Source organism: Achromobacter sp. FW305-C-30-7 (assembly GCF_058783105.1).
Window position 1 is genome coordinate 906,436 of the sequence record NZ_JBYSYI010000001.1, and the last position, 26,880, is coordinate 933,315.

Genomic DNA, 26,880 nt, shown 5'->3' on the forward strand with positions numbered 1-26,880 from the left:
ATGTTGCGAATTCAAGATGTGAAACTCGCTGTTGTCGGCCTGGGCTATGTCGGCCTGCCCCTGGCGGTGGAGTTCGGCAAGAAGCGTTCGGTCATCGGATTCGATATCAATACGCGCCGCATCGACGCGCTCAAGGCGGGTCATGATCACACACTGGAAGTCAGCGACGAAGAACTGAAGGAAGCTACCCAGCTGAGCTACACGGCCGACCGCGCCGTGCTGGGGCAGGCCAACGTTTACATCGTGACTGTTCCGACGCCTATCGACGAATACAAGCAACCGGACTTGACCCCGCTGGTAAAGGCCAGCGAAACCATCGGCGCGGTCCTCAAGCGCGGCGACATCGTCATCTATGAGTCCACCGTCTACCCGGGCGCCACGGAAGAAGACTGCGTGCCGGTGCTGGAGCGCGTGTCGGGCCTGAAGTTCAACGTGGACTTCTATGCCGGCTACAGCCCCGAGCGCATCAATCCGGGCGACAAGGCGCATCGCGTCAGCACCATTAAAAAAGTCACCTCTGGCTCCACGCCCGAAGTCGCCGAACTGGTTGACCAGCTGTATCAGCAGATCATTGTCGCCGGCACGCACAAGGCGTCCAGCATCCGCGTGGCCGAGGCTGCCAAGGTGATCGAGAACACGCAGCGCGACGTGAACATCGCGCTGATCAATGAGCTCGCCCTGATCTTCAACAAGATGGGCATCGATACCGAGGCTGTGCTGCAGGCGGCGGGCACCAAGTGGAACTTCCTGCCGTTCCGTCCGGGCCTGGTGGGCGGCCACTGCATTGGCGTGGATCCGTACTACCTGACTCACAAGGCGCAATCCATCGGCTACCACCCGGAGATCATCCTGGCTGGCCGCCGCCTGAACGACTCCATGGGCGGATATGTGGTGTCGCAGCTGGTCAAGGCCATGACCAAGCGCCGCATCCACGTGCAGGGCGCCCGCGTGCTGGTCATGGGCCTGGCATTCAAGGAAAACTGCCCGGACCTGCGCAATACGCGCATTGTCGACATCGTGAAGGAACTGGGCGATTACAACGTGGCGGTTGACGTATACGATCCATGGGTCGATCCGGAAGAGGCCGTACACGAATATGGCATCACGCCGGTGGCCAACCTCGAAGAGGGCAAGTACGACGCTGTCATCCTCGGCGTGGCGCATCATCAATTCACCGAAATGGGCGCGACCGGCATCCGCAAGCTGGGCAAGCCGGAGCATATCCTCTATGACCTGAAGTATGTGCTGTCGCCCGATGAATCGGATCTGCGCCTGTAAGGAGCGACCATGACTTCCCGCTTTGAGACTGCCAAGAAGGAACTCTCGTCTGCGCCGCGCAAGTGGCTGGTGACCGGCTGCGCCGGCTTCATCGGTTCGAACCTGCTGGAAACGCTGCTGAAGCTGGGCCAGACCGTGACCGGCCTGGACAACTTCGCGACGGGTTTCCAGCATAACCTGGACGAAGTGCGTGATTCTGTCACGCCCGAGCAGTGGGCGCGGTTCACTTTCATCGAGGGCGATATCCGCGACCTGGAAGCTTGCCGTCGCGCGGTGCAGGGGGTGGAGTTCGTGCTGCACCAGGCCGCGCTGGGCTCGGTGCCGCGTTCGCTGAAGGATCCGATCACGACCAACGAGGTGAACATCGGCGGTTTCCTGAACATGCTGGTGGCGGCGCGCGACGAGGAAGTCAAATCCTTTGTCTACGCAGCCTCCAGCTCGACCTACGGCGACCATCCCGCGCTGCCCAAGGTCGAGGAAAACATCGGCAAGCCCCTTTCGCCCTACGCGGTCACCAAGTACGTCAACGAGCTCTACGCGGACGTGTTCGCGCGCTCGTATGGTTTCGAAACGGTGGGCCTGCGCTATTTCAACGTGTTCGGCAAGCGTCAGAACCCCAATGGCGCTTACGCAGCCGTGATCCCCAAGTGGACGGCTGCGATGATCCAGAACGAGGACGTCACCATCAACGGCGACGGTGAGACCAGCCGCGATTTCTGCTTCGTGGAAAACGCGGTGCAGGCCAATATCCTTGCGGCCATGGCCGCGCCGGAGGGTCGCAATCAGGTCTACAACGTTGCGGTCAGCGGCCGCAGCACCTTGAACCAGCTCTTCGGTTTTTTGGTACAGACGCTGGGCACTCAGGGCGTGGCCTACGGCAAGAAACCGGTCTACGCCGATTTCCGCGCGGGCGATGTGCGCCACTCGCAGGCCGACGTCAGCAAGGCCGGCCGGCTGCTGGGCTACGAGCCGACGCACACCGTGCTGCAAGGCCTGGAAGTGGCCATGCCCTGGTACACGCAATTCCTGCGTTGATTTGAAAGCACTCGTCAGAAAACTCGGCAGCATCCACCCGGACCACCAGCGCATCTTCAAGGGTGCCTTCCGGGTGGCGGTGTTTCTGCTGCTGGGCAAGGCCGCCGGCGCCATCAAGGAGATGGCGGTGGCGTACCGCTACGGCGTCAGCGACGCCGTGGACGCCTACCAGTTCACGATGACCATGGCCACCTGGCTGCCGGTCACCATCGTGGGCGTGCTGTCGGTGGTCCTGATTCCGGTGCTGGTGCGGTTGCGCCGCGCCGACGCCGCCGAAAGAAACCTGTTCATCGGCGAACTGCAGGGCTGGGTCGCCGCCGCGGGCATTGCATTGGCGCTGTTGACCTGGTTCGCCTGGCCGCAAGTAGTGGGTGTGCTGGGGCAGGGCTTGTCGGCCCGCGTGGGCGACATGACCGGCCAATTGCTTGCCGCCTTCGCCCCGGTGTCGGCGCTGCTGCTCATCGCCGGCATCAGCGCAGCGCGGCTGCGGGCGCAGGAAAGGCACGTCAATACCCTGCTGGACAGCGTGCCCGCCGTGGCGACGCTGGCCTGGGTGATGCTGGCCGCCAGCGCCGACGGCGTCGGGCCGCTGTTGTGGGGCACGCTGGTGGGTTACGCCATCCAGACCGTCTGGCTGGCCTGGCTGGCGGCGCGCGCCGACGGCGGTTTCTGGGGCGCGCCCCGGTTCTCGCTGCAATCGCCGCACTGGCCCGAACTGCTGGGCGCCGCGGGCGTGATGCTGATCGGTCAAGTCGCCATGAGCTTCGTCGGTCCGCTGGACCAGTACGCTGCCGCCAACCTGGGCGCGAACGCCAACGCCACGCTGGGCTACGCCAGCCGGCTGCTGTCGCTGGTGCTGGGGATCGGCGCCGTGTCGGTCGGGCGCGCGGCCTTGCCCGTGTTGGCCGACGTGCAAGCGCGCGGCGATACCGCTCGCGCGCGCGCCATGGCCCTGAAATGGTCGGTGCTGATGGTGGCCGCGGGCGCTGTCGCCGTCGCCGTGGGGTGGGTGCTGGCGCCTTGGGGCGTGGCGGTGCTGTTCCAGCGCGGCGCCTTCACCGCCGAGAATACCCAGGCTGTGGCCCACGTGTTTCGTTGGGGGCTGCTGCAACTGCCGTTCTACTTCGGCGTGCTGATCCTGGTGCAATTGCTGGCCAGCCAGAACCGCTACCGCGTGATGGCTGCCATCGCCGTCGCCAATTTCGCCCTGAAGGCGGTGTTGAATACCGTGCTGGCGCCCAAGATGGGCGCAGCCGGCATCATGCTGGCGACCAGCCTCATGTATCTGTTGTCCTTTGCGTGCTATCTGGTGGTGGCGATGCGCAAGGCTGAACCCAAAGAGGCCGATTGAATGCCCGAGACCGATACCGGCCCGGCGCCGCGCGTCCTGCTATTCATCCATTCCTTGCATGGCGGCGGCGCGGAGCGCGTGGCCGCCGACCTGAGCGCGCATTGGGCGGGCATGGGCCGCGAGGTAATGGTGGTGACGCAGGCAAGCGCCGAGGGTGACGTCTACGCGCTGCACCCCAAGGTGCGCCGCGAGGTGCTGCATACGGCGGGCGAGGGCGGCGGCCTGCGCGGCATCTGGAGCAATGTGCAGCGGGTGCGCGCCTTGCGCCGTGTGGTCAAGTCGTTCCGTCCGGATATCGTGCTGGGCATGATGACGACCGCCTCGGTGCTGTCGGTCCTGGCCTGCGCGGGCCTGTCCTGCCAGGTCGTCGCGACCGAGCATACGCATCCGCCCTCGCAGACTTTGTCGGGCTTCTGGCAGCGCTTGCGCCGCTTGACGTATCCGCGCGCGGCCAGCGTGGTCGCATTGACCCGCGGCACTGCCGACTGGCTGGCGCAGCACGTGCCGGGCAGCAAGTTGGCCGTCATCCCCAACCCCGTGCACTTCCCATTGCCGCGCGCGGAGCCTGTCCTGCCGCCCGTGTCGGGCGACGGCCGCAAACGGCTGCTGGCGGTGGGCCGCCTGCACGCCGACAAGGGTTTCGACCTGCTGATCCAGGCCTACGCGCAACTGGCGGCATCGCATCCCGGCTGGGATCTGGTTATCCTGGGCGAGGGCGACGAAAGGCGCGCCCTCGAGGCGCAGGTGCGCGAGGCCGGTCTGGAGTCGCGCGTCTTCATGCCGGGGCGCGCGGGCAACGTCGGCGACTGGTATGACAGCGCCGACCTGTACGTGCTGACTTCACGCTTCGAGGGGCTGTCCAATACCTTGCTCGAATCCATGGCGAGCGGGCTGGCCGCCGTATCGTTCGATTGCGACACGGGACCGCGCGAGATCATACGCGAAGGCGTGGATGGCGTACTGGTGCGCCCCAATGGTGACGTGGGCGCGCTGTGCCAGGCGCTGGACGCCGTCATGCGCAATGACGCGGACCGTCTGCGCATGGCGCAGGCGGCGACCGAGGTGCGCGACCGTTTTTCGGCCGCGCGCGTGCTGCAGAAATGGCAAGAACTTTTTGACGGCGTGCGCGAAGCCGGCCGATGAGGCCGCGCGCCGCGCCGTTGCTACAGTGATAACGAGAACTTCATCATGTGCGGAATAGTCGGGATTTGGGGCCCTGTCGGGAACAAGGCGCAGGTGTTGGCGGAAAGCTGCCGTCGCATCCGCCACCGCGGGCCGGACAGCAACGGATTCTGGGAAGACACCGAGGCCGAACTGGCGCTGGCGCACGTGCGCCTGGCGATCCTTGACCTGACCGAGGCAGGCCATCAACCCATGACGTCGGCCTGCGGCCGCTATGTCATGGTGTTCAACGGCGAGATCTACAACCACCTGGACATCCGCAAGCAGCTCGAGCAATCGGCGCTGGCGCCGTCCTGGCGCGGCCATTCGGACACGGAAACGCTGCTGGCGGGTTTCACCGCCCTGGGCATCGAGGCCACCCTGCAGGCCGCGGTGGGCATGTTCGCCATCGCGCTGTGGGACCGCGCCTCGCGCAAGCTGATGCTGGCGCGCGACCGCATGGGCGAAAAGCCGCTGTACTACGGCTATTCGGGCGCGGAACTGGTGTTCGCTTCAGAACTCAAGGGCTTGATGCCGATTCCGGGCTTCGGCCGCGAGTTGAACCGCAACGCCCTGGCGTCGTTCATGCGGCACAACTACATTCCCGCGCCGCAATCGATTTATCAAGGCATCGCCAAGCTGCCGCCGGGTACGTGGGTCGAATTCACGGCCGACGATACCCGCAGCCGCCGCATGCCCGAGCCGCGCGTGTACTGGTCGGCCCGCGAGGCCGCCGACACCTCGGCGCAATCGCTGCTGTCGTTCGAATCCGACGCGCAGGCCACCGATGCGCTGGAGGGCGTGCTGTCCAAGGCGGTCGGCGGCCAGATGCTGTCGGATGTGAGCCTGGGCGCTTTCCTGTCGGGCGGCATCGACTCGTCCACCATCGTGGCGCTGATGCAGTCGCAGAGCTCGCAGCCCGTGCGCACGTTCGCCATCGGCTTTCACGAGAAAGGCTACGACGAGGCGCAGCACGCCAAGGCCGTGGCCACGCATCTGGGAACCGACCATACCGAGCTATACGTGACGGCGGAAGATGCGCTGGCCGTGGTGCCGTCGCTGGCCGATATGTACGATGAACCGTTCGCGGATTCGTCGCAGATCCCGACCTCGCTGGTGACGCGCATGGCGCGCCAGCACGTCACGGTGGCCTTGTCCGGCGACGGCGGCGACGAACTTTTCGGTGGCTATTCGCGCTACTTCCGCGTGAACAACTGGTGGCAGCAATGCGAGCGCGTTCCTGCCTTGCTGCGCAAGCCCGCCGGCGCGCTGCTCAGCGCATCCACGCATCTGCCGGGGCGCGGCGCCTGGCGCGGCAAGGTCGGCAAGCTGGGAGAGCTGCTGCGCGCCGACACGCGCGGCGAGTTCTACCGCCATTTCGTGTCGTATTGGGCCGATCCGTCCAGCGTGGTGAAGGGCGGCGTGGAGCCGGTGTCCGAGTTCGCCCGGGCGATGCAGGGCTCCACCTTCGAAGCCATGATGAAGCTGGACACGGTGACCTATCTGCCGGACGACATCCTGGTCAAGGTGGATCGCGCGGCCATGGCCGTCAGCCTGGAAACCCGCGTGCCGCTGATCGACCACCGCGTGTATGAATTCGCCTGGAGCCTGCCGCACCAATACAAGGTGCGCGGCAATACCGGCAAGTGGCTGCTGCGCCAGGTGCTGCACCGCCATGTGCCGCAGGCGCTGGTGGACCGTCCCAAGCGCGGCTTCGCCGTGCCCCTGGCCGCCTGGTTGCGCGGCCCGCTGCGCGAGTGGGCCGATGCCTTGCTGGATCCGGCGCGCCTGCGCCAGGAAGGCTGGTTCGAACCCGAGCCCATCCTGCGTAAGTGGCGCGAGCACACCTCTGGCCATCGGAACTGGGACAGCCATCTGTGGGGTGTGCTGATGATGCAGGCCTGGCTCGACCGCTATCGCGGCGCCAAGGAGCAGGGAGGAACGGTTGGGAGTCTTTGACGCATGAAAATCTTGATGCTGGTCAGTTCCATGCATGCGGGCGGCGCCGAAAGAGTCGCCGCCACGCTGGTCAACGCATGGGCCGAACGCGGGGATTCCGTCATCCTGACGCCGACCTACTCGTCCAAGGGAACCTGTTTCTATCCGCTGTCGGACAAGGTCGAACTGGCCTGGCTGGCGGATCTGGCGGGTACGCGCGTGTCGGGCGCCATGGCCGCGTTCAAGCGTCTGTTGGCGCTGCGCCGGCACATCCGTGAGTCCAAGCCGGACGTGGTGGTGTCCTTCCTGACCAACGTCAATGTGGCCGCCATCCTTGCCACCCGCGGGCTGGGCGTGCCGCTCATCGTTTGCGAGCGCACCAACCCGGTGGCCGAGACCACGACGGGAACGGTGTGGCGCAAGCTGCGCCGCGTTCTGTACCCCCGCGCCGACATGGTCACGGTGCAGGCGGAGGACACTGCCGGTCCGTTCGCCCGCCAGGTGCCTGGCATCAAGCGCCTGGCCGTCATTCCCAACCCCTTGCCGGCGCCCCTGCTGGACGCGCCGATGGTGCCGCAGCGTGAAGATGACGCGCCCCGCGAGCTGCTGGCCATGGGACGCCTGGTCACCGACAAGCAATTCGACCTGCTGATCGACGTGTTCGGGCAGCTGGCGCCTGATTTTCCTGACTGGAACCTGCGCATCTGGGGCGAAGGCCCCGAACGCGGCGCGCTGGAGCAGCAGGTCGCGCGCCTGGGTCTGCAGTCCCGCGTCAGCCTGCCCGGCCGGACCGAGGCGCCCTGGGATGAGCTCGCGCGCGGGCAGGCTTTCGTGCTGAGTTCCCTGGTGGAGGGCTTCCCCAATGTGTTGCTGGAAGCCATGTCGCTGGGGCTACCCTGCGTGGCATTCGATTGCCCTAGCGGCCCGCGCGAAATGACGCGCAACGGCGAGGATGCCTTGCTGGTACCCGCCGGCAATCGCGATGCCCTGCGCGAGGCCCTGCGCCGCCTGCTGGGGGACCTCTCCTTGCGCCAGCAGCTGGGCATGCGTGGCGCTTTCGCGGTGCGGCAGCGCTATGCGCTGACCAGCGTGCTGGGGGAGTGGGACGAATTGTTCGATGCCGTGCGGGAGGGGCGATGAACGCGCGGCGGCTGCGTGTCCTGCACATCATCACCGGCCTGGGGCAGGGAGGCGCGGAGTCCGTGCTGTTCCGCCTGGCCACCTATCCCGAGGCGGACGTGGAGCACGTCGTGGTGTCGCTCACCGATGAGGGTATCTATGGCGAACGCCTGCGCGCTGCAGGCATCGCCGTGCATGCGCTGGGTATGAAGCGCGGGCGCATCACCCTGGCCGGTTTCATGGCGTTGCGCTCGCTCATCGCCGCAACGCGTCCCGACGCGGTGCAGACCTGGATGTACCACGCCGACCTGATCGGCGGCCTGGCGGCGCGCCTGGCGGGCGTGCGCGCCATCGCCTGGGGTATCCGCAACTCTGGCGAGCATCTGGAACGCAGCAGCCGTTCGGCGCGCATGGTGCTGCGGGCATGCGCGCTGCTGTCGGGCCGCATACCGAAGGCTATTGTGTGCGCCGCGCAGAAGTCGGCGCAGCGCCATGCCGACAAGGGCTATGCGCGCGAGCGCATGGTGGTGATCGCCAATGGCTATGATCTGTCGCGCTATGCGCCCGACGCCGAGGCCCGGCTGCGCATGCGTGCGCAATGGGACTTGCCGCAGGATCTGCCCGCCATCGGCTGCGTGGCCCGTTGGGATCCGCTCAAGGACCATGCCAACCTGCTGCGCGCTGTCGCGGCATTGGTGCGCGACGGCCGCGATGCCGGACTGCGTTGCGTGCTGATAGGCCGCGGCATGGATCCGGCAAATGCCGAGCTGGCCGCCTTGATAGACAGGCTGGGCCTGCGCGACCGGCTGGTGCTGGCGGGGCCTAGCGACGACGTGCCTGCCGCGATGAATGGACTGGACCTGCATGTGCTGTCCAGCTGCGCCGAGGGCTTCCCCAACGTGGTGGCCGAGGCCATGGCTTGCGGCGTCTACTGCGTCGTGACGGATGTGGGCGACGCCGCCTACATCGTCGGCGATGCGGGCGTGGTGGTGCCGCCGGAGCAGTCCGAAGCGCTGGCCCGCGGCATCGAGACGGCCCTGCGCGAGGTGGCCTCGCGCGGCCGCGAACGCGCAGGCGAGGCGGGCCGCGCCCGTGTGCTGGAAAATTTCGACCTTGCGCGCATGGTGCAAAGCTACATCGCGGTGTGGCGCCGCATTTCAGGAGCACAAGCATGAGCGCCGCGCGCCGCCTGCTGTTTGTCGTCAACAATCCGGCTTTCTTCATGTCGCACCGCGTGCCGGTGGCGCTGGCCGCGCAACAGGCGGGCTATGAGGTGCACGTCGCCACGATGGACGGCCCCGCAGTGGCTGATATCGAGGCGCTGGGCATGACGCACCACGCGATTCCGATGACGCGTAGCGGCAAGCATCCCTTGCAGGAACTGGGCACGCTGCTGGCCTTGATCCGCTTGTTCCGGCGCCTGCGGCCTCGGATCGTGCATCTGGTCACGATCAAGCCCGTGCTCTACGGGGGCATCGCCGCGCGCTTGACGCGCGTGCCGGGCATGGTCGCGGCGATCTCCGGCCTGGGCTTCGTGTTCCTGTCCAATTCGCTGAAGATGAAGCTGGTGCGCGCGGTGGTGGCGCGCCTGTACCGGCTGGCGCTGGGCCACCCCAACAGTCGCGTGATCTTCCAGAACGCCAGCGACCGCGATCTGCTCCAGTCGCTGGGCGCGGTGCGCGACGCCCAGGTCGTCATGATCCGCGGCGCGGGCGTGGATCTGAACGAATACCGTGCCCAGCCCGAACCGCCGGCCCCGCCGGTCGTGGTCACCATGGTCGCGCGGCTGCTGCGCGACAAGGGCGTGCAGGAATTCGTGCAGGCGGCAAGGCTGTTGCGCGAGCGCGGCTTGCCCGTCACGATGCAGTTGGTCGGCGGCGTGGATGCCGGCAATCCTGCTTCGGCGACGCCGGACGATGTGGACGCCTGGCAGCGCGAAGGCTGCGTGCGCGCGCTGGGCGAGCGTTCCGACGTGGCCGCGCTGTACGCCGCTTCACATATCGCCGTGCTGCCTTCCTATCGGGAAGGTCTGCCCAAATCGCTGATCGAGGCCGCCGCTTGCGCGCGGGCGGTCGTGACCACCGACGTTCCCGGCTGCCGCGATGCGATCGAGCCCGGCGAGACCGGGCTGCTGGTGCCGGTGCGCGATGCGCAGGCGCTGGCGGACGCCATTGCCCGTCTGGCCGAGGATCCCGCCTTGCGCCAGTCCATGGGCGCTGCGGGCAGGACGCTGGCCGAGCGCGAGTTCAATATCGAGCGCGTGGCGCGCCTTCAAGTGGAAATTTACGACGCGCTTGGCGCCTGAGCGGAAGTGCCGGCGCTGGCCGGTCCTCAAGGACGGCGCGTGATCGCGTCGATCCAGTAGCGGGTAGAGGGATCTTGCTGGCTGGCTTGCTGCGAATTCAGCTCGTGCATGATGCCTTTGGCCAACGCCTTGCCGAACTCCACGCCCCATTGGTCGAAGGGATTGATGCCCCACACCACGCCCTGGGTGAACACTTTGTGCTCGTATAGCGCCAGCAGCGCGCCCAGCGTGTAGGCCTCCAGGTGCGGCAGCACGATGAGCGAGGACGGCCGCCCGCCCGGGTGGACGCGATGCTGCGCCAGCAGTCGCGCGCGGTCCGGATCGCTTTCGATGGCGGAGGTTTCGGCCAGCGCTTCGTCGAAGGACTTGCCGCGCAGCAACGCGGAACGCTGCGCCAGGCAGTTGGCGATCAGCAGTTCATGATGCCGCGCGTAGGCGTGGTCGGGCTTTTCGCACAGGATGAAGTCGACGGGAGCGCCCCGGGTGTCCTGGTGCAGCCATTGGAAGAAGGTGTGCTGGCAGTCGGTGCCGGACATGCCCCAGACCGCCGGGCCGGTGGGCACGCCTGCCGGGCTGCCGTCAGCGGTGGCGACCTTGCCGAGCGATTCCATTTCCAGCTGTTGGGCCCAAGGCACGATGTGATAGAGCCGCGAGTCGTAGGGCGCGATCACCAGGGAGTCGTAGCCCAGCACACTGCGGTTCACGACGCCCGCCAGCGCCAGCTGGACGGGCGCGTTTTCCTCGATGGGGGCGGTGCGGAAATGTTCGTCCATGGCGGCGGCGCCCGCCAGCAACTGGTCGAACGCGTCGGTGCCCAGCGCCAGCGCGACCGGCAGGCTGATCGCGGACCAGAGCGAATAGCGTCCGCCCACCCAGTCCCAGATCTGGAAGATGTGGTCGGGCAGGATGCCCAGATTCAGGGCCGCCTCGACGTTGGCGGTGACCGCCACGACCTGCTTGATCGGATCGGCCACGCCGGCGTCGCGCAGCCAGTTCATGGCGACTTCGGCGTTGGCCAGCGGCTCGGTCGTGGTGAATGACTTGGAGGCGACGATGACCAGGGTGTCGTGGGGATCCAGCCGGCTCATCGCGTCCGCAACCGAATGCGAATCCACGTTGGACGCGAAACGCACTTCGCGCCGCGCGCCGCCGTGGCGCAGGGCGCGCGTGACCAGCCGCGGACCCCAGTCGCTGCCGCCTATGCCCAGGTGCAGCACACTGCCATAGCGTCCGGCCGCGTCGGCCTGGCGCACGAATTCTCGCATGCGCTCGCGCTCGGCCAGCACGGCCTTGGCCACCCTGGCGGGCGGTTGCGGCGCGCGCAAGGCCGTGTGCCAGGCGGGGCGTTGCTCGGTCCAGTTGGCGTTGCCGCCGTCGAACAGGCAGGCCCGGGCCGCGTCGAAGCCTTGTTGCGCGAGCAGCGCGGCCTCGGCTTGTTGCAGGTCTGGAGAATACGCCTGCGCACTCAGATCCAGGCGCAGCCCGGGCGCACTGATAAGGCGCAATTGCTCGCCGCGGCATGGCGCGGCGCGCGTGGCCGTGATGAACTGTTGCCAGGCAGGGCTGTTCGATAAGGACATAGGCAATCTAGAAAGGCAGATCGGCTTGGGGCGCGAGCTTGCTCAGCTCGCGGCGGAAGTCGGCTTGTATGCGTTGCAGCGCCGCGGGCGTCTGGGCTTCGAAGCGCAGCACGACTACCGGAGTGGTATTCGAGGGGCGCGCCAGGCCGAAGCCGTCCGGATACTCCGCGCGCACGCCGTCGATCGTGATCACGCGGTCCGCGCCGGGGAACTGCCCCTGGTCCTGCAGGGCCTGGACCAGGGTGAAAGGCTGGCCTTCTTCCATTTCCAGCTTCAGTTCGGGCGTGGAAACGTCTTGCGGGAGAGCTTCCAGCACCGCGCAGGGGTCGGCGTCGCGTGACACGATCTCCAGCAGGCGGGCGCCCGTGTAGAGGCCGTCGTCGAAGCCGTACCAGCGCTCCTTGAAGAAGATGTGGCCGCTCATCTCGCCGGCCAGCGGAGCGCCGGTCTCGGCCAGCTTGGCCTTCACCAGCGAATGGCCGGTCTTCCACATCAGCGGCACGCCGCCGGCGGCCTCGACCGACAGGCCGACATGCCGGCTGCACTTCACGTCATAGATGATGGTCGCTCCCGGGTTGCGGTCCAGCACATCGCGGGCGAACAGCACCAGTTGACGGTCCGGCCAGACGATCTGGCCCGATTTGGTCACCACGCCCAGGCGGTCGCCGTCGCCGTCGAATGCCAGGCCCAGCTCGCAGTCGGTCTCGGCCACGCACTTGATCAGGTCCTGCAGATTCTTGGGCTCGGCAGGATCGGGATGATGGTTGGGGAAGGTGCCGTCCACTTCGCAGAACAGTTCGGTGACTTCGCAGCCCAGGGCGCGGAACAGCGCCGGGGCGACTGCGCCGGCCACGCCGTTGCCGCAATCGATGGCGATCTTCATGGGTCGCGCCAGCTGGACGCCCGATGCCACGCGCGCGATGTAAGCGGCCACCAGGTCCAGCTGGCGGCGCACGCCGGGCCGCGCCGCCGGGGCGCTGGCGGCGCCGTTCATGCTGGCGGCCAGGGCCTGCACGTCCTCGCCGTAGAGCGCGCGGCCGCCCATCATCATCTTGAAGCCGTTGTACTTGGGCGGGTTGTGGCTGCCGGTGATGGCGACACCCGAGCCGGTTTGCATGACGTTGGCGGCGAAGTAGACCAGGGGGGTGGGCACCATGCCGATGTCCAGGGTGTCCACGCCGCCTTCCAGCATGCCTTCCTGCAGCGCCACCGACAGCATTTCGCTGCTCAGGCGGCCATCGCGGCCGACGACCAGGGTCTGCACGCCTTGCTCGCGCGCGCGGGCGGCCAGCGCCGCGCCCAGGGCGCGGGCGAAGCGGGCGTCGATCAGGTCGGGCACGGTGCCGCGGATGTCATAGGCCTTGAAGACCGATCCCGGAAATTGCGTGTTGTTGCCCACGGCGGTTCCTTGATGAGGGGTTGCAGTTCGGGTTCTGGCGCGGATTCTGGCAAACCCGTGTATCAAAACGCGCCCGGCTAGGGAATAAAGCGGAATTATCCCCCATTGGCGCTCCCCCTTCATCCGGCAGACGGCGTAGGGCGTTTTCCGTCCTGGCGGCACGGCAGGGCGTATGCGCTGATCTGGTGCGCGCGCGGGCATGGGTGCCTTGTTCTGGTGCGGATCGAGCCCACGTTCCGGGGTCTGGCCCAGGGAGCGGGGCATGGCATAAAAGTTGCTCTTCGTCCGAAGGTGATACGCTTGCTATGCAAGCAGAAAGACCGGGAGGGGCCATGGGCGCCAAAGTTTCTACTGTCATGTCATCCAGGGGCGCCTCAAGCCGGCGGGGTCCGCCCACGGATCACGCCGGGCCGGCCGCGGGCCGCGAGCGCCGGCTCGACATCCACGTGTTCGTTTCCGAAGCGGGCGGCCTGGTCACGGGCCGGGCTTGGGAGCGTTGCGTCTGGCGCGACGCCCGCGTCCTGATCGCCGAATCCCCGGCGCCGCATCTTCCTGTTTCCGTGGAAAGCGCCTTGCGCACCGTCGCCGCCGACGTGGCGCGGGACCGTGGCTGGCAGGGCATGGGCACCGTCGCCTTCGCGCTGGACGACCGCAGCGGCGTGTTCCGCGTGATCGACGCGCAGGCGCAGGCTCATTCCGGCGCGGCCGTGCATGACTGCGAGCCCGTCGCCGCCCATGCGCTGGAAGTGCGTATCGACGGCTGCGTGGACCGCCGCCTGCCGTGCACGCGGCTGCTGGTATGCGGCGCGACCCGGGGCGAGGTCCTGCGCCGCGCCTATCGCGCCTTGTCGGAAATGCCCGGCCCCGCGGGCGTGGATCGGGCTTTTCTCATGAACCGCATCGCCTCCCGGGCCTATTGCTCAGGCCTGACTGGGGCGCGGCTGGACCAGGCGGTCGGCTGAACTGTTTTTCCGGCGGACAGCGCGAGTCCGCCGGGCCGCGCCCGGGGCATTTCAGCCCCTACAATAGTCCGCACATCCCTAGCCTGGGGCGACCAGGCCTTACGAGTGCGGCGCATATGACCTTGCTGAGCGATCTACAGTCCCTTCTGGGCGCTTCTCACGTGCTGACGGGCACGGACGCCGACACATATGTGCTGGATTGGCGGCGCCGCTATCGAGGTGCGGCGCTGGCGGTGATCCGTCCAGGCTCGACCGCGGAGGTGGCGGCAGCGGTGAAACTGTGCGCCGCACATGGCGTGCCGATAGTGCCGCAAGGCGGCAATACCGGCTTGTGCGGAGGGGCCACGCCCGACCTTTCCGGCAGCGCGGTGATCCTGTCCACCGCCCGCTTGACGGCCGTGCGCGCCCTGGATACCGACAACGACACGATCATCGTGGAGGCGGGCTGCGTCCTGCAGGCGGTGCAGGAGGCGGCGGCCGCCGCCGGCCGGCTGTTTCCGTTGAGCTTGGCCGCGGAAGGCAGCTGCACCATCGGCGGCAACCTCGCGACCAATGCCGGCGGCACGCAGGTGCTGCGCTATGGCAACACGCGCGAACTGACGCTGGGCCTGGAGGTCGTGACCGCCGAAGGCGAGATCTGGAACGGCCTGCGCGGCCTGCGCAAGGACAATACCGGCTACGACCTGCGCGACCTGTACATAGGCAGCGAAGGTACGCTGGGCATCATCACCGCCGCAACGCTGAAACTGTTTCCAAGGCCGGTGGCTTCGTGCACGGCACTGCTGACGCTGGACGGCATCGACCAGGCAGTCGAATTGCTGTCGCGCGCCCGCGCGGGCTTCGGCGCCGCGCTGACCGGTTTTGAGCTGATGAGCGGCGCTTGCCTGCAGGCGGTCGTGCGCCTGTTCCCGCAGCAGCGCCTGCCCTTCGAGGGAAATTCCGCCGCCTCGCCGTGGTTCGCCCTGCTGGAGCTCTCCGACAGCGAAAGCGAGGCGCATGCGCGCGAACGCTTCGAGAACGTGTTGGGCGAGGCCATCGAGAGCGGGCTGGTGAACGATGCCGCCATCGCCGCGAACGTGGCGCAAAGCAAGGCGCTGTGGCATCTGCGCGAGAGCATTCCGCTGGCCGAGGCGGAGTTGGGCAAGTCGGTCAAGCATGACGTGTCGATTCCGATCTCCGCCATCGCCGCTTTCGTGCACAAGACCAACGCCTTGCTGCAGGCGCGCTTTCCGGGCGTGCGCCACGTGATCTTTGGCCACCTGGGCGACGGCAACCTGCATTACAACGTGGCCCACGCACCGGGGCAGACCGAGGCCGAGCTGCTGGCGCTGCAAGGCGATATCTACGGCGTGGTGCACGACAGCGTGCACGCGCACAACGGTTCGATCAGCGCGGAACATGGCGTCGGTCAGCTCAAGCTCGACGAGCTGCCGCGCTACAAGAGCGCCGTCGAACTGGATCTGATGCGCAGGATCAAGCGCGCGCTGGACCCGCAAGGGCTGATGAATCCGGGCAAGGTGCTGCGGGCCTGACCGCGCACGACAGAGGATCGCAACCATGGCAACCAGTCCCGCGGCGGGCGCGAATTACAGGGTGTTGATCGTCGAGGATGACCCCGTCATCTCCGGCAATCTGTACACCTTCCTGGAGGCGCGCGGCTTCCTGCCCGATGCCGCCTATTCAGGTCCGGCCGCGCTGGAGCGGCTGAAAGAGCAGCGTTTCGACGCCCTGGTCCTGGACATCGGCCTGCCGGGCATGGACGGCAACGCGGTGCTGCACACGCTGCGCAACGATATGCGCGTGGACGTGCCGGTGTTGATGCTGACGGCGCGCGACAGCCTGGAAGACAAGTTGGCCGGGTTCTCGCATGGCGCGGACGATTACCTGACCAAACCCTTCGCGCTGCTGGAGGTGGAAGCGCGCCTGATCGCGCTGATCCAGCGCGCCAAGGGCGCGACGGTGGACTCGGTGCGGGCGTTCGGCCCTTTGTCCTACGACACCCGTAACCGCGCCGTGTCGGTCAACGGCAACCCCGTGCACCTGACGCGCAAGGCCGGCCTCATCATCGAAGCGCTGTTGCGCGATCCCGGCAGGGTGGTGTCGCGCGAGGAGCTGGAATCCACGCTCTGGGGCAACGAGCCGCCTTCGTCGGACGCCTTGCGCAGCCAGGTCCACCTGTTGCGCCGCGCCTTGGCCGATGCCGGTTTCGACGGCATCGAGACCATACACGGCACCGGCTGGCGCCTGACGCTGGAAGCCGGGGCGGCGAGATGAGCGGCGTTTCTTCGGCCTCTGCCGGGGGCACCCTGACTCAGCGCGTGGTGTGGGCGCTGACCGGAACGGTGGCGCTGTTCGTGACGGCGCTGGCTCTGCTGGCCTACCTGACCTTCGACCAGATGGAAGACGATCTGGTCAACGACATTCTCAATACCGAAATGGACCGGCTGGTGCAGCATGCGCGCGTCAGCGACGGTTTCCTGCCGCGCGACGGCGTGCGCGAGCTGGGCGGTTCCATGCGGGCCTGGGTCAGCGTGGAGGGCAAGCGTCCCGCCGGCATGCCCCAGGAAATCGAATCCCTGGATAGCGGCCTGCACCTGGTCGAGCCGGGCGCTTACACCTGGCACGTGATGGTGGCCGAAACGGCGCGTGCCAAGGTGTACCTGCTGTACGACGCCACCGAGAACGAGGGGCGGGTGCATGACTTCGGCTTGATTGTTCTGGGGGTGGGCGCCATTTGCGTGGTGGGCGCCTATGCGCTGTCGCGGCGCGTGGCCGCCATCGCGGTCGGCCCGCTGCTGGACCTGACCGACCGGTTGGCGACCTGGGCGCCGGGGTCGCCCGACATGGCGGTGACGCGTGACGACGAGGCGGGCCGGCTGATAGAGGCCTTCAACCGGGTGCAGAACCAGGTGGACAGGTCGATTGCCCGGGAGCGCGAGTTCGCGGGCAATCTCAGCCACGAGGTGCGCACGCCCTTGGCCGCGATCCGTTCGGACAGCGAATTGATGCTGCTGACGCAAGCGCTGACTCCGGACCAGCGCCAGCGCCTGACCCGCGTGGTGGACAACGTGGACGATGTGATCGTTTCACTGGAGAGCGCGCGGGCCATGGCGCGCGATGAACTGCGCCCGGCGGAGCCGGTCGACCTCGCGGAATGCATGGACAATGCCTGGCGCGGCTATGAAGCCCAGGCGGGCTTGGCCAAGCTGGGGTTCGAGAACCGCATCTCCGCCGGCCAGGTTCGCTCCCTGGACCGCTACGCCTTGCTGACCGTATTGCGCAATCTGGTCCGCAACGCGGTCGAGCACGCCGCGCCAGCGACGCTGACCGCCAGCATTGCGGCCGACGGCGCGCTGGAATTGCGCGACGACGGCAAGGGTATCGCCGCCGAGGACCTGCCGTTCCTGTTCCGCCGCTATTACAGCGGCCGCATGCGGGATTCCGGGGCGGGCAGCCCCGACGAGACGGCGCGCGGCCTGGGCTTGGCGATCGCCAAGCGCGTCTGCGATATGCAAGGCTGGTCGCTGACCGTCGATTCCTCCCGGCAGGGCGAGCAGCGCGGCACCCGCTTCACGCTGCGTTTCGAGATCGACGAGGACCAGGCGACGGAGGCGGCCAGCGGGGCGCAAGGTCAAATTTGACGAAAGTTCGACTGTCCGGGACCTAAGCTGCTCGTTTGCCTGACGGACCGCCTGCCGCCCACCATGCCGCCCTTATCGCCGCCCGCGCTGCGCCAGCCGACGCCGGCCTCGTATCTGTTCAGCCATATCGCCGCGGTCACGCTGGCACTGGCCTGTCTGGCGTGGTGGGCCAACGCTTCCGGGCTGGATCTGCGTATCGCCCGGGCGCTGTTCGACCCGGCGCTGGACGATTTTCCACTGCGCCTGAATCGTTGGCTGGAACTGGTCGGTCACCGCATGGTGCTGGCCTTGCCCATCGGGATAGGATTGGCCGCCGTGGGCGTGGCGGCGGCAAGCTATCGGATTCCGGCCTGGCGGGCGTGGCGCGGGCCGGCGTTGGCGCTGGCGGCAACCTGCCTGGCCGGGCAAGTGCTGGTGAACCAGTTGAAGCATTACACGACGCTGCCTCGTCCGTATGACCTGGATTTCCTGGGCGGCTATACCCCCTATCCGTCGCACTGGTGGACATGGGCGAGAACCGGGGCGGGCGGCGCCTTGCCCAGCGGCCACGCCGGCGCGGGCTTTTCGATGCTGACCCTGTATTTCTTCGGCTGGGCGCTGGGACGCCCAACCTGGCGCTGGTGGGGCCTGGCCGTCGGCATCGCGGCCGGCGTAGGCTTTTCCGTGGTGCGCATTCTGCAGGGCGCCCATTTCCTCAGCCAGACACTCTGGTCCGCGGCGCTGATGTGGTTCCTGGCGACCCTGTTTTTCTATCCCCTCATTGTGGCCCGGCCGGCCGCCAGCCGCTCGGACCGCTAGCCGCAGGGCGCCCCAAAGTACAATGGGCGCCGATGCTCGGCCCCGGGCCGTGCTCAACTGCTTTCGGACAACTCCCAATGAACGTTCCCGCCGATACTCCCGTCACGCCGCGGCGTCGTCCCCGGAACCTGGCCCAGGGGCTGGTCGAGAGCATCACGGAACGCATCCGTGGCGGGAACATCCGGCCCGGCGACAAATTGCCGACGGAGTCCGAGATCATGCGCCAGTTCGGCGTCAGCCGGACGGTGGTGCGCGAGGCCTTGTCCCGGCTGCAGGCCTCTGGCCTGGTCGAGACGCATCATGGCGTGGGCACTTATGCGCTGGAGCCCAGCGGCGGCGGCGATTTCCGCGTGGATCCCGCCGATATCGCCACGGTGCGCGACGTGCTGGTGCTGCTGGAGCTGCGCATCTGCCTGGAAAGCGAGGCGGCCGGCCTGGCCGCAGCCCGGCGCAGCCCGGCGCAACTGCTCGAGATGAGGCGCGCGCTGGATGCCTTCAAGAGCGCGCTGGACGGCGGTGGAGACACTGTCACGCCGGATTTCCAGTTCCATCTGCTGATCGCGCAAGCCACGGACAACCGCTATTTCGCGGATCTCATGTCGCATCTGGGCTCGGCCATCATCCCGCGCACCCGCATCAATTCGGCGAAGTTCGCGCACGAGGACCGCGCCGCTTATCTGGCGCGCGTGAATCTCGAACACGAGGATATCTACGGCGCGATTCAGCGCCAGGACGCGGAGGCTGCGCGCGCGGCCATGCGCACGCATCTGAGCAACAGCCGGGAGCGGCTGCGCCGCGCCCAGTAAGGGCAGCCGGTGGCTCGCGCCAAACCGCGTTAATCTTTGCGCGTTTTCAAATTTCTGACCACGAGGCGGCATGGCTCTGCTCGGCATACACGGCGGCATTTCTTCCACATCTGACCGGGCGCTGCGGCGCCAGCGGAGGGCGCTCGCATGCGCCGTCTGACGCTACGGTTCGTTATCGCCGTCCTGGCGCTGCTGACGCTGTCGCGGCTGGGCCTGGCCTTCTGGATGTGGGACCGGGTCGAGGCGGCCGGCGGGCTGGGTCCGCTGCTGCTGGGCGGGCTGCGCATCGATGTCTGCCTGATGTCCATGGTGATCGCGCTGCCGGCGGTGTTTTCGCCCTGGTTCGGGCACCGGCCGCTGGCAGCCCGTATCACCGCCTGGTGGTTCCGCATCTGGTGGATGTTGTATGTGCTGCTGGAAGTCTCCACGCCGCAGTTCATCGCGGAGTACGACACGCGGCCCAACCGGCTCTATTTCATCTATCTGCTCAACCCGAAGGAAGTCGGGTCGATGCTGTGGCAGGGCTACAAGGGCGTGTTGTTGGCGGCTTTGGTGGTGTTGGTGCTGGCCGCCTGGCTGTCGGTCCGGCTGTTCCCCACCCGCGTGCGCGATCCGTTCATGTCGTGGTGGAAGCGGCCGGTGGCTTCGTTCGTGATCCTGGCGCTGGTGTTCCTGGGCGCGCGCGGCACGCTGGAGCATCGTCCGATCAATCCGGCCAAGGTGGCCTACAGCTCCGATGCCATGGTGAATTCGCTGGCGCTGAATTCCTTGTACAGCGTGTTTGACGCCGCCTACCGGATGCGCGATGAGCGTTCCTCTGCCGCCATGTATCCCAAGATGGCCGTGGATGAGATGAATGCCATCGTGCGCGAGAAGGCCGGGCTGACGGGCGCGCCGCTGGATCCGCGCTATCCCAGCCTGCACGAGCAGAAGGCGACGGTGCGCCGGGACAAGCCGCTGAACCTGGTGATCATCTTGCAGGAGAGCCTGGGCGCGCAGTATGTGGGCAGTCTGGGCGGGCGCGATCTGACGCCGAATATCGACCGGCTGGGCAAGGAAGGCTGGATGTTCCATCGGGCCTATGCGACGGGCACGCGCTCGGTGCGGGGCATCGAGGCGGTCACGGCGGGCTTCCTGCCGAGCGTGGCGGACGCAGTGGTGAAGCTGCCGCGCTCGCAGACGGGGTTCTTCACGCTGGCTCAGGTGCTGGGCAAGCACGGCTACCACTCGCGCTTCGTGTACGGGGGCGAGTCGCACTTCGACAATATGCGGGCGTTTTTCCTGGGCAACGGTTTCGATGAGATCGTGGATCGTCCGAAGTTTGTCAATCCGGTGTTCGAGGGGTCTTGGGGGGCGTCGGACGAGGATATGTTCAACCAGGTGGACCGGCTGCTGCGTGCGGATGGCGACAAGCCGGTGTTCACGCTGGCGTTCTCGGTATCCAACCATTCGCCGTGGGAATATCCGGAAGGGCGCATCAAGCCGGTGGGAGATCCGGCGACGGTGGACAACACGGTGCGCTATGCGGACTGGGCGCTGGGGCAGTTTTTCGATAAGGCGCGCAAGGCGCCGTATTGGGACAACACGGTGTTCCTGGTGATCGCGGATCACGATTCGCGGGTCTATGGCTCCATTCCGGTGCCGGTGCGGCATTTCCAGATTCCTGCGCTGATTCTGGGGGCGGGGGTTGCGCCGCGGCAGGATGAGCGGTTGGTGAGCCAGATCGACATGGCGCCTACCATGTTGTCCTTGATCGGGCTGGACAACGTGAATCCGATGCTGGGCGCGGATCTGACGCAGCGGGATCCGAACCGGGCGATGATGCAGTACGCGGATAATTTCGGGTATCTGCAGGGGGATCAACTGCTGGTGCTGGAGCCTTCGAAGCCGCCGCGGCAGTTTCGGTATGAGGCGGCGCCGGTGGGGCGTGACGAGGTTTATGCGCCGGTGGAGCCTTTGGATTCTCAGCTCTCGGAAGAGGCCTTGGCGCATGCGTTGTGGGCTAGTTGGGCTTATCGGGAAGAGCGGTATCGGTTGCCTTGAGGTGGCCTTTTTATGCGGGACGTTGCAGGTTCTTAGGGCGCTTGGGGCGTCGGGGGCCTGGGGCGCGCGGGGCAACGATTGCGGTCCGGAGCCTTCGCTCCGGACTGCCCCTTCGTCATCTTCGTCAAGGCCTTTGGCCTTTCCTTCAGATTCCCTCGGGCTTATCGACGCCCCGCGCGCCCCAGGCCCCCGACACCCCAAGCTCTGGTGGCTGAATGTCACAGGTCGCTGGGGAGGGGATTTTTCTTAGGGTTCTTGCTGCCGGAGTGTTACGGTGGAAGATCTTGCGGTGCCCGCCCCAGACCGGCCGCGCGGGCGGCCGGTCTGGGGCTTACGCGGTGGCTTGTTTTGGGGGATGGCGCTGCGTGCTGGTGGTGGGCTTGATTCTGCGCAAGTCGGATTTTTGTTGAAGGTAGGAAACTGGCGCATGACTTTTCCTGAATCGTCTTCTGATGCTGCTCGCGCTGCTGCGGGCGCTCAATTAAACAAGCCTGATTCCCATGTGCCGGTGAGGCGCCGCGCGCTGCCCTTGCCGCGCGGGCGGTTTGCGTGGATCACGGGTGTCGTCAGTACCGTTTGGCTGGCGGCCAGCACGCTGTTCTGGTGCCTGCTGTTGTTCCCGGTCTCGGTGTTGAAGTTGTTGCTGCCGTTTCCCGCGGTCAGGCGGCGCATTGATCCTGTGCTCAATGGTATTGCCACGGCGTGGGTGTCCAGCAATGCCGGGTGGTTGGCGCGGATCCAGCAGGTGCCTTGGGATATCCTGGGCAATACGGGGCTGCGCTACGCGGACTGGTATCTGGTCAACTGCAATCATCAGTCCTGGGCGGATATCTTTGTGTTGCAGTATTCGCTGAACCGGCGCATTCCGCTGCTGAAATTCTTTCTGAAGCAACAGCTGATCTATGTGCCGGTGATCGGGCTGGCCTGGTGGGCGCTGGACTTTCCCTTCATGAAGCGCCATGGCAAGGCGGCGTTGCGCCGCAATCCGGATCTGGGCCGGCAGGATCAGGAGACCGCAAGGCGGGCCTGCGCGAAGTTTTCCTTGGTGCCGACCAGCGTGATGGTGTTTGCGGAAGGGACGCGGTTTACTCAGGCCAAGCGCGATGGGCAGGGTTCGCCCTACCGCCATTTGCTCAAGCCCAAGGCGGGCGGGCTGGCGGTGGCGTTGAATGCGATGGGCAAGCGTTTCCGCTCGATGATAGATGCCACCATTGCCTATCCGGATGGCGCGCCCAGCTTTTGGGATCTGGCTTGCGGCCGCGCGGGCCAGGTGCTGGTGCGCATGCGGCAGTTGCCGGTGCCGCCGGAGTTCTGCGACGCCGACTACACCGGAGACAAGGCGTTCCGCACCGCCTTTCACCACTGGCTGGGCCAGCAGTGGCAGGCGAAGGACGATGAGATCGAGGCGCTGACCGCGCGTGCGCGGTCGAACGCCAGGGCCGATTAGACGCGGGCCGGAAGCACCAGGCCCGAGCTTGCGCCGAAGCCGATGCGCGGATAGCCGGCCTTCACGCATTCGGCGCGCATGATGACCTGGTCGCCGTCCTGCAGGAAGGTGCGCTTTTCGCCCCAGGGCAGGTCGATCGGGTTTTTGCCGCCATTGCACAGCTCGAGCAGCGAACCGGCTTCCGAGGGCTGCGGGCCGGACAGGGTGCCGGTGCCCAGCATGTCGCCTGGTTGCAGGTTGCAGCCGTTGACCGTGTGGTGGGTGATCAGCTGCGCCACGTTCCAGTAGGCATCGCGGAAGTTGCTGCGCGACAGGAAGGCGGGCGGCTGCTTGTCGGCGCGCGATTTTTCGGTGGTCAGCAAGACTTCCATCTGCACGTCGAAGGCGCCTTTGGCGCGGTTCGCGTCGGAGGCGAGGTACGGCATGGGCTGCGGCTCGGACGGGCCGCGGTTCCATTGCGTGCGGAACGGCTCCAGCGCTTCCATGGTGACGATCCAGGGCGAGATCGTGGAGGCGAAGTTCTTGGCCAGGAAGGGACCCAGGGGCTGGTATTCCCAGGCCTGGATGTCGCGCGCCGACCAGTCGTTCAGGATGCACAGGCCGAACACGTGCGATTCGGCGTCGGCCAGGTTGATGCGGTCGCCCTGGGCGTTGCCGGTGCCGACGAAGATGCCCAGTTCCAGTTCGTAGTCCAGGCGGGCGCAGGGGCCGAATTGCGGCGCCTCGCCTTCATTGGCGGGGCGGGTCTGGCCGACGGGACGGGGGAACTTCTGGTCCACGCCGATGCTGGAGGCGCGGCCGTGGTAGCCGATGGGCACCCACTTGTAGTTCGGCAGCAGGGGATTGTCGGGGCGGAATTGTTTGCCCACGGCGGTGGCGTGGTGCACCGAGATGTAGAAGTCGGTGTAGTCGCCGATGCGGGCGGGCGTGGTGTATTCGGCGTCGGCCTGGGCGACCAGCAGGGGCTCGACGGCGCCGCGCAGGGCTGCGCCTTCGCGTAGCGCGCGCGACAGCGCCAGGCGCAGGGCGCTCCAGTGGGCCTGGCCCAGGGCCATCAAGGCGTTCAGGCTGTCCGTGGCGCAAGCGGCCAGGGCTTCGGCCGCCAGGCCTTCGAAGGGCTGCTTGGCGGCCAGCGCGGCCAGGTCCAGGATCTGGTCGCCGATGGCCACGCCGGGGCGGAACGATTCGGTCGTGCCCTTGCGGCGGAAGGAGGCGTAGGGCAGGTTCTGCACCGGGAAATCCGACTCGCCGGTGTTGGCGCTGGCGATCCAGCTCTTCAGGGACGGGTCGTGGGTTTCGTTGATGGTGGTGGTCATGGCTGCGTGTCTCTTTCAGTGTGGTTGTGCGGTGGCCGGGGCGCCAGGCGCCGGAAAATTCAAATGCCAAACGGCGATGAGCTTGCGCTCATCGCCGCGGGCGTGGATAGCAGAGGGTCTGCGCGTCACGCCTTGCTGGGGTCGAAATGCTTGGCGATGCCCTGCCAGCACCGGTAGTAGTCGCCTTGCAATTCTACCGAGGCTAGCGCCTGCTCCGTCGGGCGAATCACGCGTCGCGTCTCGAACATGAACGCCATCGTGTCACGGATGTAGTGGGCCTTGCTGGTGTCGGCGTGGGAGGCCTTTTCGAAGGTCTCGGCGTCGGGGCCGTGGCCGCTCATGCAGTTGTGCAGGCTGGCGCCGCCGGGTGCGAAACCGTCGGCCTTGGCGTCGTAGACGCCCTGGATCAGGCCCATGAATTCGCTGGCGATGTTGCGATGGAACCAGGGCGGACGGAAGGTGTTTTCCATGGCCAGGATGCGCGGCGGGAAGATCGCGAAGTCCATGTTGGCCGTTCCCGGGGTGTCCGACGGCGCGGTCAGCACGGTGAAGATCGAAGGGTCCGGATGGTCGTAGCTGATGGAGCCGATGGTGTTGAAGTTGCGCAGGTCGTACTTGTACGGCGCGTGCGTGCCGTGCCAGGCCACCACGTTCAGCGGCGAATGGTCGATGGACGCGCGCCAGAAGCCGCCCGTGAACTTGGCGATCAGTTCGAAGTCGCCTTCGACGTCTTCATACCAGGCCACCGGAGTCTTGAAGTCGCGGGCGTTGGCCAGGCAGTTCGAGCCGATGGGACCGAGTTCGGGCAGGCGCATGGCGGCGCCGAAGTTCTCCAGCATGTAGCCGCGCGCGCTGCCGTCCAGCAGTTCCACGCGGAAGCGCACGCCGCGCGGGATGACGGCGATTTCCAGCGGTTCCAGATCGATCAGGCCCAGTTCCGTGGCCAGGCGCAGGCGGCCTTCCTGAGGCACCAGCAGCAGTTCGCCGTCGGCGTTGTAGAAGTAGCGCCCTTGCATCGAGCGGTTGGCGGCGTACAGGTGGATGCCCACGCCGCTCAGCTCGTCGGGGGCGCCATTGCCACCCCAGGTCTTCACGCCTTCCAGGAAGTCGGTGGGGGCGGCGGGAATGGGCAGCGGGCTCCAGCGCAGCTGGTTGGGCGTGACGGGGCCCTGGCCGAAGGTGCTTTGCCAGCCGGTGGCGCCGTCAAAGGCTTCGAACGGCTTGTGCTGCGCGCCGGGACGGATGCGGTAGAGCCAGGAGCGGCGGTTTTCGCTGCGCGGCGCGGTGAAGGCGGTGCCGGATAGCTGCTCGGCGTACAGGCCGTAGGGGCATTGCTGCGGCGAGTTGCGGCCCAGCGGCAGGGCCCCGGGCACGGCCTCGGTGGCGCAACTGTTGCCGAAGCCGGTCTGGTATTGCAGTTCCATGGAATCCTCCTGAGCGGCGGCGCGGTGCTTGGCCGCGCGGCCTGGTACGGGTGGCCGGTGCGGAAGATATCCGGGAGGCCGATATGCCATTGTCGGAAAAAAACCCCACCTCGGCTACGGGAATGTAAAAATAGAGACTATAAATTTTGTGAATAGTAGGGGTGCGTATGGCCGAGTTGCGCGATGTCGATCTGAATCTGCTGCTGCTGTTTCAGCACCTGCTGGAGGATCGCAATCTATCGGCGGTCGCGCGGCGCATGGACCTGTCGCAGCCCGCTGTCAGCAATGCGCTGCGGCGCCTGCGGGAAGCGTTCGGCGACGACTTGTTCGTGCGCACGGCGCAAGGCATGCAGCCCACGCCGCGCGCGACACGACTGGCGGGCCCGGTCAGCGAGGCGCTGACCATGCTGTCGCAAGCCCTGAAAGACCAGGATGTCTTCGATGCCGCGACCAGCACGCGGCGCTTCCGGGTGGCGATGACGGACGTGGGCGAGATCCACTTCATGCCGCGCCTGATGGAGGTCTGCGTGCAGGTGGCGCCGCTGGTGCGCATCGATTCCGTGCGGGTGCAGGGACCGGATCTGCCGCGGGAAATGGAGGCCGGACGGGTGGATCTGGCGATCGGCGCGTTCGATGAAATGGGGGCGGGCACGCTGCAGCGCATGCTGTTTCGCCAGGGCTACGCTACCTTGTTCAGACAGGCGCATCCGACGGCGCACGCAGGTATGAGTCTCAAGGCTTTTCGGGCAGAGCGCCACCTTATCGTGTCGCGCGCGGCGCCCTATGGGCAGGTGAATCAGTCCATGGAGCGCGCCGGGGTGGACCTGGCGGAGCACTTCAGCGTGCCGCATTTTTCGGCCGTGCCGTACATCGTCAGCGCGACCGACTTGTTGGCCACCGTACCCGAAAAACTCGCGGCCAGCGCCGCGCCGCCGTTCGGCCTGCGTTTCATGACGCCGCCGATCAGAGTGCCGGCGCTGCAGACGAACATGTACTGGCAGCGCCGGGTCGACCGGGACAGCGGCAACCAGTGGCTGCGCGCGCTGATCGTCAATACGTTCGCGGTGGGGGCTTGAACGGGGTTACGGCGCCACCGACGCGCGCGCCTGGCGCAGGGCCTCGCGCAGCACGTCCATGTCGCCCAGGTGGTTGGCCAGCAGCAGGATCAGCGCCGCGTTGAGTTCCTGGCTTTGTTCGTTGGTGAGGTCGCGGTGGGTCTCGATCAGCGCTTCGTAGAAGTCGTCCGGCGAGACCAGGTTGGTTTCGGTAATCAGCAT

22 protein-coding genes are annotated in these 26,880 nt (G+C 66.8%); 17 read left to right on the top strand and 5 right to left on the bottom strand.

Annotated elements, in window-relative coordinates:
* From tviB to AC3WOB_RS04225, 8 genes are read left to right on the top strand one after another with little or no spacing between them, the layout of a single operon-like run.
* Positions 1 to 1,278: a Vi polysaccharide biosynthesis UDP-N-acetylglucosamine C-6 dehydrogenase TviB gene (gene tviB / locus AC3WOB_RS04190; protein ID WP_013396214.1), complete on the top strand. Its 1,278-nt coding sequence runs from the start codon at positions 1 to 3 to the stop codon at positions 1,276 to 1,278.
* A gap of 9 nt (positions 1,279 to 1,287) precedes the next feature.
* Complete coding sequence (locus tag AC3WOB_RS04195) at positions 1,288 to 2,313, top strand: SDR family oxidoreductase (RefSeq protein WP_492274282.1); 1,026 nt, start codon at positions 1,288 to 1,290, stop codon at positions 2,311 to 2,313.
* A gap of 1 nt (position 2,314) precedes the next feature.
* Positions 2,315 to 3,664 carry a murein biosynthesis integral membrane protein MurJ gene (gene murJ / locus AC3WOB_RS04200; protein WP_492274283.1) on the top strand — a complete coding sequence of 450 codons (1,350 nt, stop codon included), beginning with the start codon at positions 2,315 to 2,317 and terminating at the stop codon, positions 3,662 to 3,664.
* Positions 3,665 to 4,807, top strand: a complete 1,143-nt coding sequence (locus AC3WOB_RS04205) for a glycosyltransferase family 4 protein (RefSeq protein WP_492274284.1) — start codon at positions 3,665 to 3,667, stop codon at positions 4,805 to 4,807.
* Positions 4,808 to 4,852: 45 nt separating this feature from the next.
* Positions 4,853 to 6,784: an asparagine synthase (glutamine-hydrolyzing) gene (gene asnB, locus AC3WOB_RS04210; protein WP_013396210.1), complete on the top strand. Its 1,932-nt coding sequence runs from the start codon at positions 4,853 to 4,855 to the stop codon at positions 6,782 to 6,784.
* Between the two features lie 3 nt (positions 6,785 to 6,787).
* The gene (locus AC3WOB_RS04215; protein WP_492274285.1) at positions 6,788 to 7,903 is read left to right on the top strand and encodes a glycosyltransferase family 4 protein; all 1,116 of its coding nucleotides are present in this window, start codon (positions 6,788 to 6,790) and stop codon (positions 7,901 to 7,903) included.
* Positions 7,900 to 9,057 carry a glycosyltransferase family 4 protein gene (locus AC3WOB_RS04220; RefSeq protein ID WP_492274286.1) on the top strand — a complete coding sequence of 386 codons (1,158 nt, stop codon included), beginning with the start codon at positions 7,900 to 7,902 and terminating at the stop codon, positions 9,055 to 9,057. The genes AC3WOB_RS04215 and AC3WOB_RS04220 overlap by 4 nt, the downstream gene beginning before the upstream one ends.
* Positions 9,054 to 10,187 carry a glycosyltransferase family 4 protein gene (locus tag AC3WOB_RS04225; RefSeq protein ID WP_492274287.1) on the top strand — a complete coding sequence of 378 codons (1,134 nt, stop codon included), beginning with the start codon at positions 9,054 to 9,056 and terminating at the stop codon, positions 10,185 to 10,187. The genes AC3WOB_RS04220 and AC3WOB_RS04225 overlap by 4 nt, the downstream gene beginning before the upstream one ends.
* Positions 10,188 to 10,213: 26 nt before the next feature.
* On the opposite strand, the gene pgi is transcribed toward AC3WOB_RS04225, so the two are convergent.
* A complete protein-coding gene (gene pgi, locus AC3WOB_RS04230; protein WP_492274288.1) occupies positions 10,214 to 11,767 on the bottom strand; it encodes a glucose-6-phosphate isomerase in 1,554 nt (517 codons plus the stop codon).
* A gap of 7 nt (positions 11,768 to 11,774) precedes the next feature.
* Entirely contained in the window at positions 11,775 to 13,166 is a 1,392-nt protein-coding gene (locus AC3WOB_RS04235; protein ID WP_013396205.1) for a phosphomannomutase/phosphoglucomutase, read from the bottom strand.
* Between the two features lie 332 nt (positions 13,167 to 13,498).
* Between AC3WOB_RS04235 and AC3WOB_RS04240 the strand changes: the two genes are divergently transcribed.
* The 8 genes from AC3WOB_RS04240 (at position 13,499) to yihG (ending at position 22,863) form a co-directional block, all read left to right on the top strand.
* Positions 13,499 to 14,128: a BPTD_3102 family carboxylase-like protein gene (locus tag AC3WOB_RS04240; RefSeq protein WP_041654358.1), complete on the top strand. Its 630-nt coding sequence runs from the start codon at positions 13,499 to 13,501 to the stop codon at positions 14,126 to 14,128.
* A gap of 116 nt (positions 14,129 to 14,244) precedes the next feature.
* Entirely contained in the window at positions 14,245 to 15,660 is a 1,416-nt protein-coding gene (locus AC3WOB_RS04245) for an FAD-binding oxidoreductase (protein ID WP_492274289.1), read from the top strand.
* Positions 15,661 to 15,685: 25 nt separating this feature from the next.
* Positions 15,686 to 16,402: a response regulator transcription factor gene (locus tag AC3WOB_RS04250; RefSeq protein WP_492274290.1), complete on the top strand. Its 717-nt coding sequence runs from the start codon at positions 15,686 to 15,688 to the stop codon at positions 16,400 to 16,402.
* A complete protein-coding gene (locus AC3WOB_RS04255; protein WP_492274291.1) occupies positions 16,399 to 17,769 on the top strand; it encodes a sensor histidine kinase in 1,371 nt (456 codons plus the stop codon). Before AC3WOB_RS04250 ends, AC3WOB_RS04255 begins: the two co-directional genes overlap by 4 nt.
* Before the next feature lie 63 nt (positions 17,770 to 17,832).
* Positions 17,833 to 18,567 carry a phosphatase PAP2 family protein gene (locus tag AC3WOB_RS04260; protein WP_492274292.1) on the top strand — a complete coding sequence of 245 codons (735 nt, stop codon included), beginning with the start codon at positions 17,833 to 17,835 and terminating at the stop codon, positions 18,565 to 18,567.
* A 77-nt stretch (positions 18,568 to 18,644) separates the two neighbouring features.
* Positions 18,645 to 19,373, top strand: coding sequence for a FadR/GntR family transcriptional regulator (locus AC3WOB_RS04265; protein WP_013396199.1), 729 nt, complete (start codon positions 18,645 to 18,647; stop codon positions 19,371 to 19,373).
* A 147-nt stretch (positions 19,374 to 19,520) separates the two neighbouring features.
* Positions 19,521 to 21,416 (top strand): LTA synthase family protein, encoded by a 1,896-nt coding sequence (locus tag AC3WOB_RS04270; protein WP_492274293.1) that lies wholly within the window; start codon positions 19,521 to 19,523, stop codon positions 21,414 to 21,416.
* Positions 21,417 to 21,945: 529 nt separating this feature from the next.
* The gene (gene yihG, locus AC3WOB_RS04275; RefSeq protein WP_492274608.1) at positions 21,946 to 22,863 is read left to right on the top strand and encodes a 1-acylglycerol-3-phosphate O-acyltransferase, YihG family; all 918 of its coding nucleotides are present in this window, start codon (positions 21,946 to 21,948) and stop codon (positions 22,861 to 22,863) included.
* Here the strand turns inward: yihG and fahA are convergent.
* On the bottom strand, positions 22,860 to 24,179 hold the full coding sequence (gene fahA / locus AC3WOB_RS04280) for a fumarylacetoacetase (RefSeq protein ID WP_013396196.1): 1,320 nt from the start codon (positions 24,177 to 24,179) through the stop codon (positions 22,860 to 22,862). The two genes, yihG and fahA, sit on opposite strands and share 4 nt — an antisense overlap.
* A gap of 125 nt (positions 24,180 to 24,304) precedes the next feature.
* Complete coding sequence (gene hmgA / locus AC3WOB_RS04285) at positions 24,305 to 25,603, bottom strand: homogentisate 1,2-dioxygenase (protein ID WP_492274294.1); 1,299 nt, start codon at positions 25,601 to 25,603, stop codon at positions 24,305 to 24,307.
* A 167-nt stretch (positions 25,604 to 25,770) separates the two neighbouring features.
* On the opposite strand from hmgA, the gene AC3WOB_RS04290 reads away from it, so the two are divergent.
* On the top strand, positions 25,771 to 26,679 hold the full coding sequence (locus AC3WOB_RS04290; protein WP_492274295.1) for a LysR family transcriptional regulator: 909 nt from the start codon (positions 25,771 to 25,773) through the stop codon (positions 26,677 to 26,679).
* Between the two features lie 6 nt (positions 26,680 to 26,685).
* Here the strand turns inward: AC3WOB_RS04290 and AC3WOB_RS04295 are convergent, their stop codons facing one another.
* Entirely contained in the window at positions 26,686 to 26,880 is a 195-nt protein-coding gene (locus tag AC3WOB_RS04295) for a DUF2783 domain-containing protein (protein WP_013396193.1), read from the bottom strand.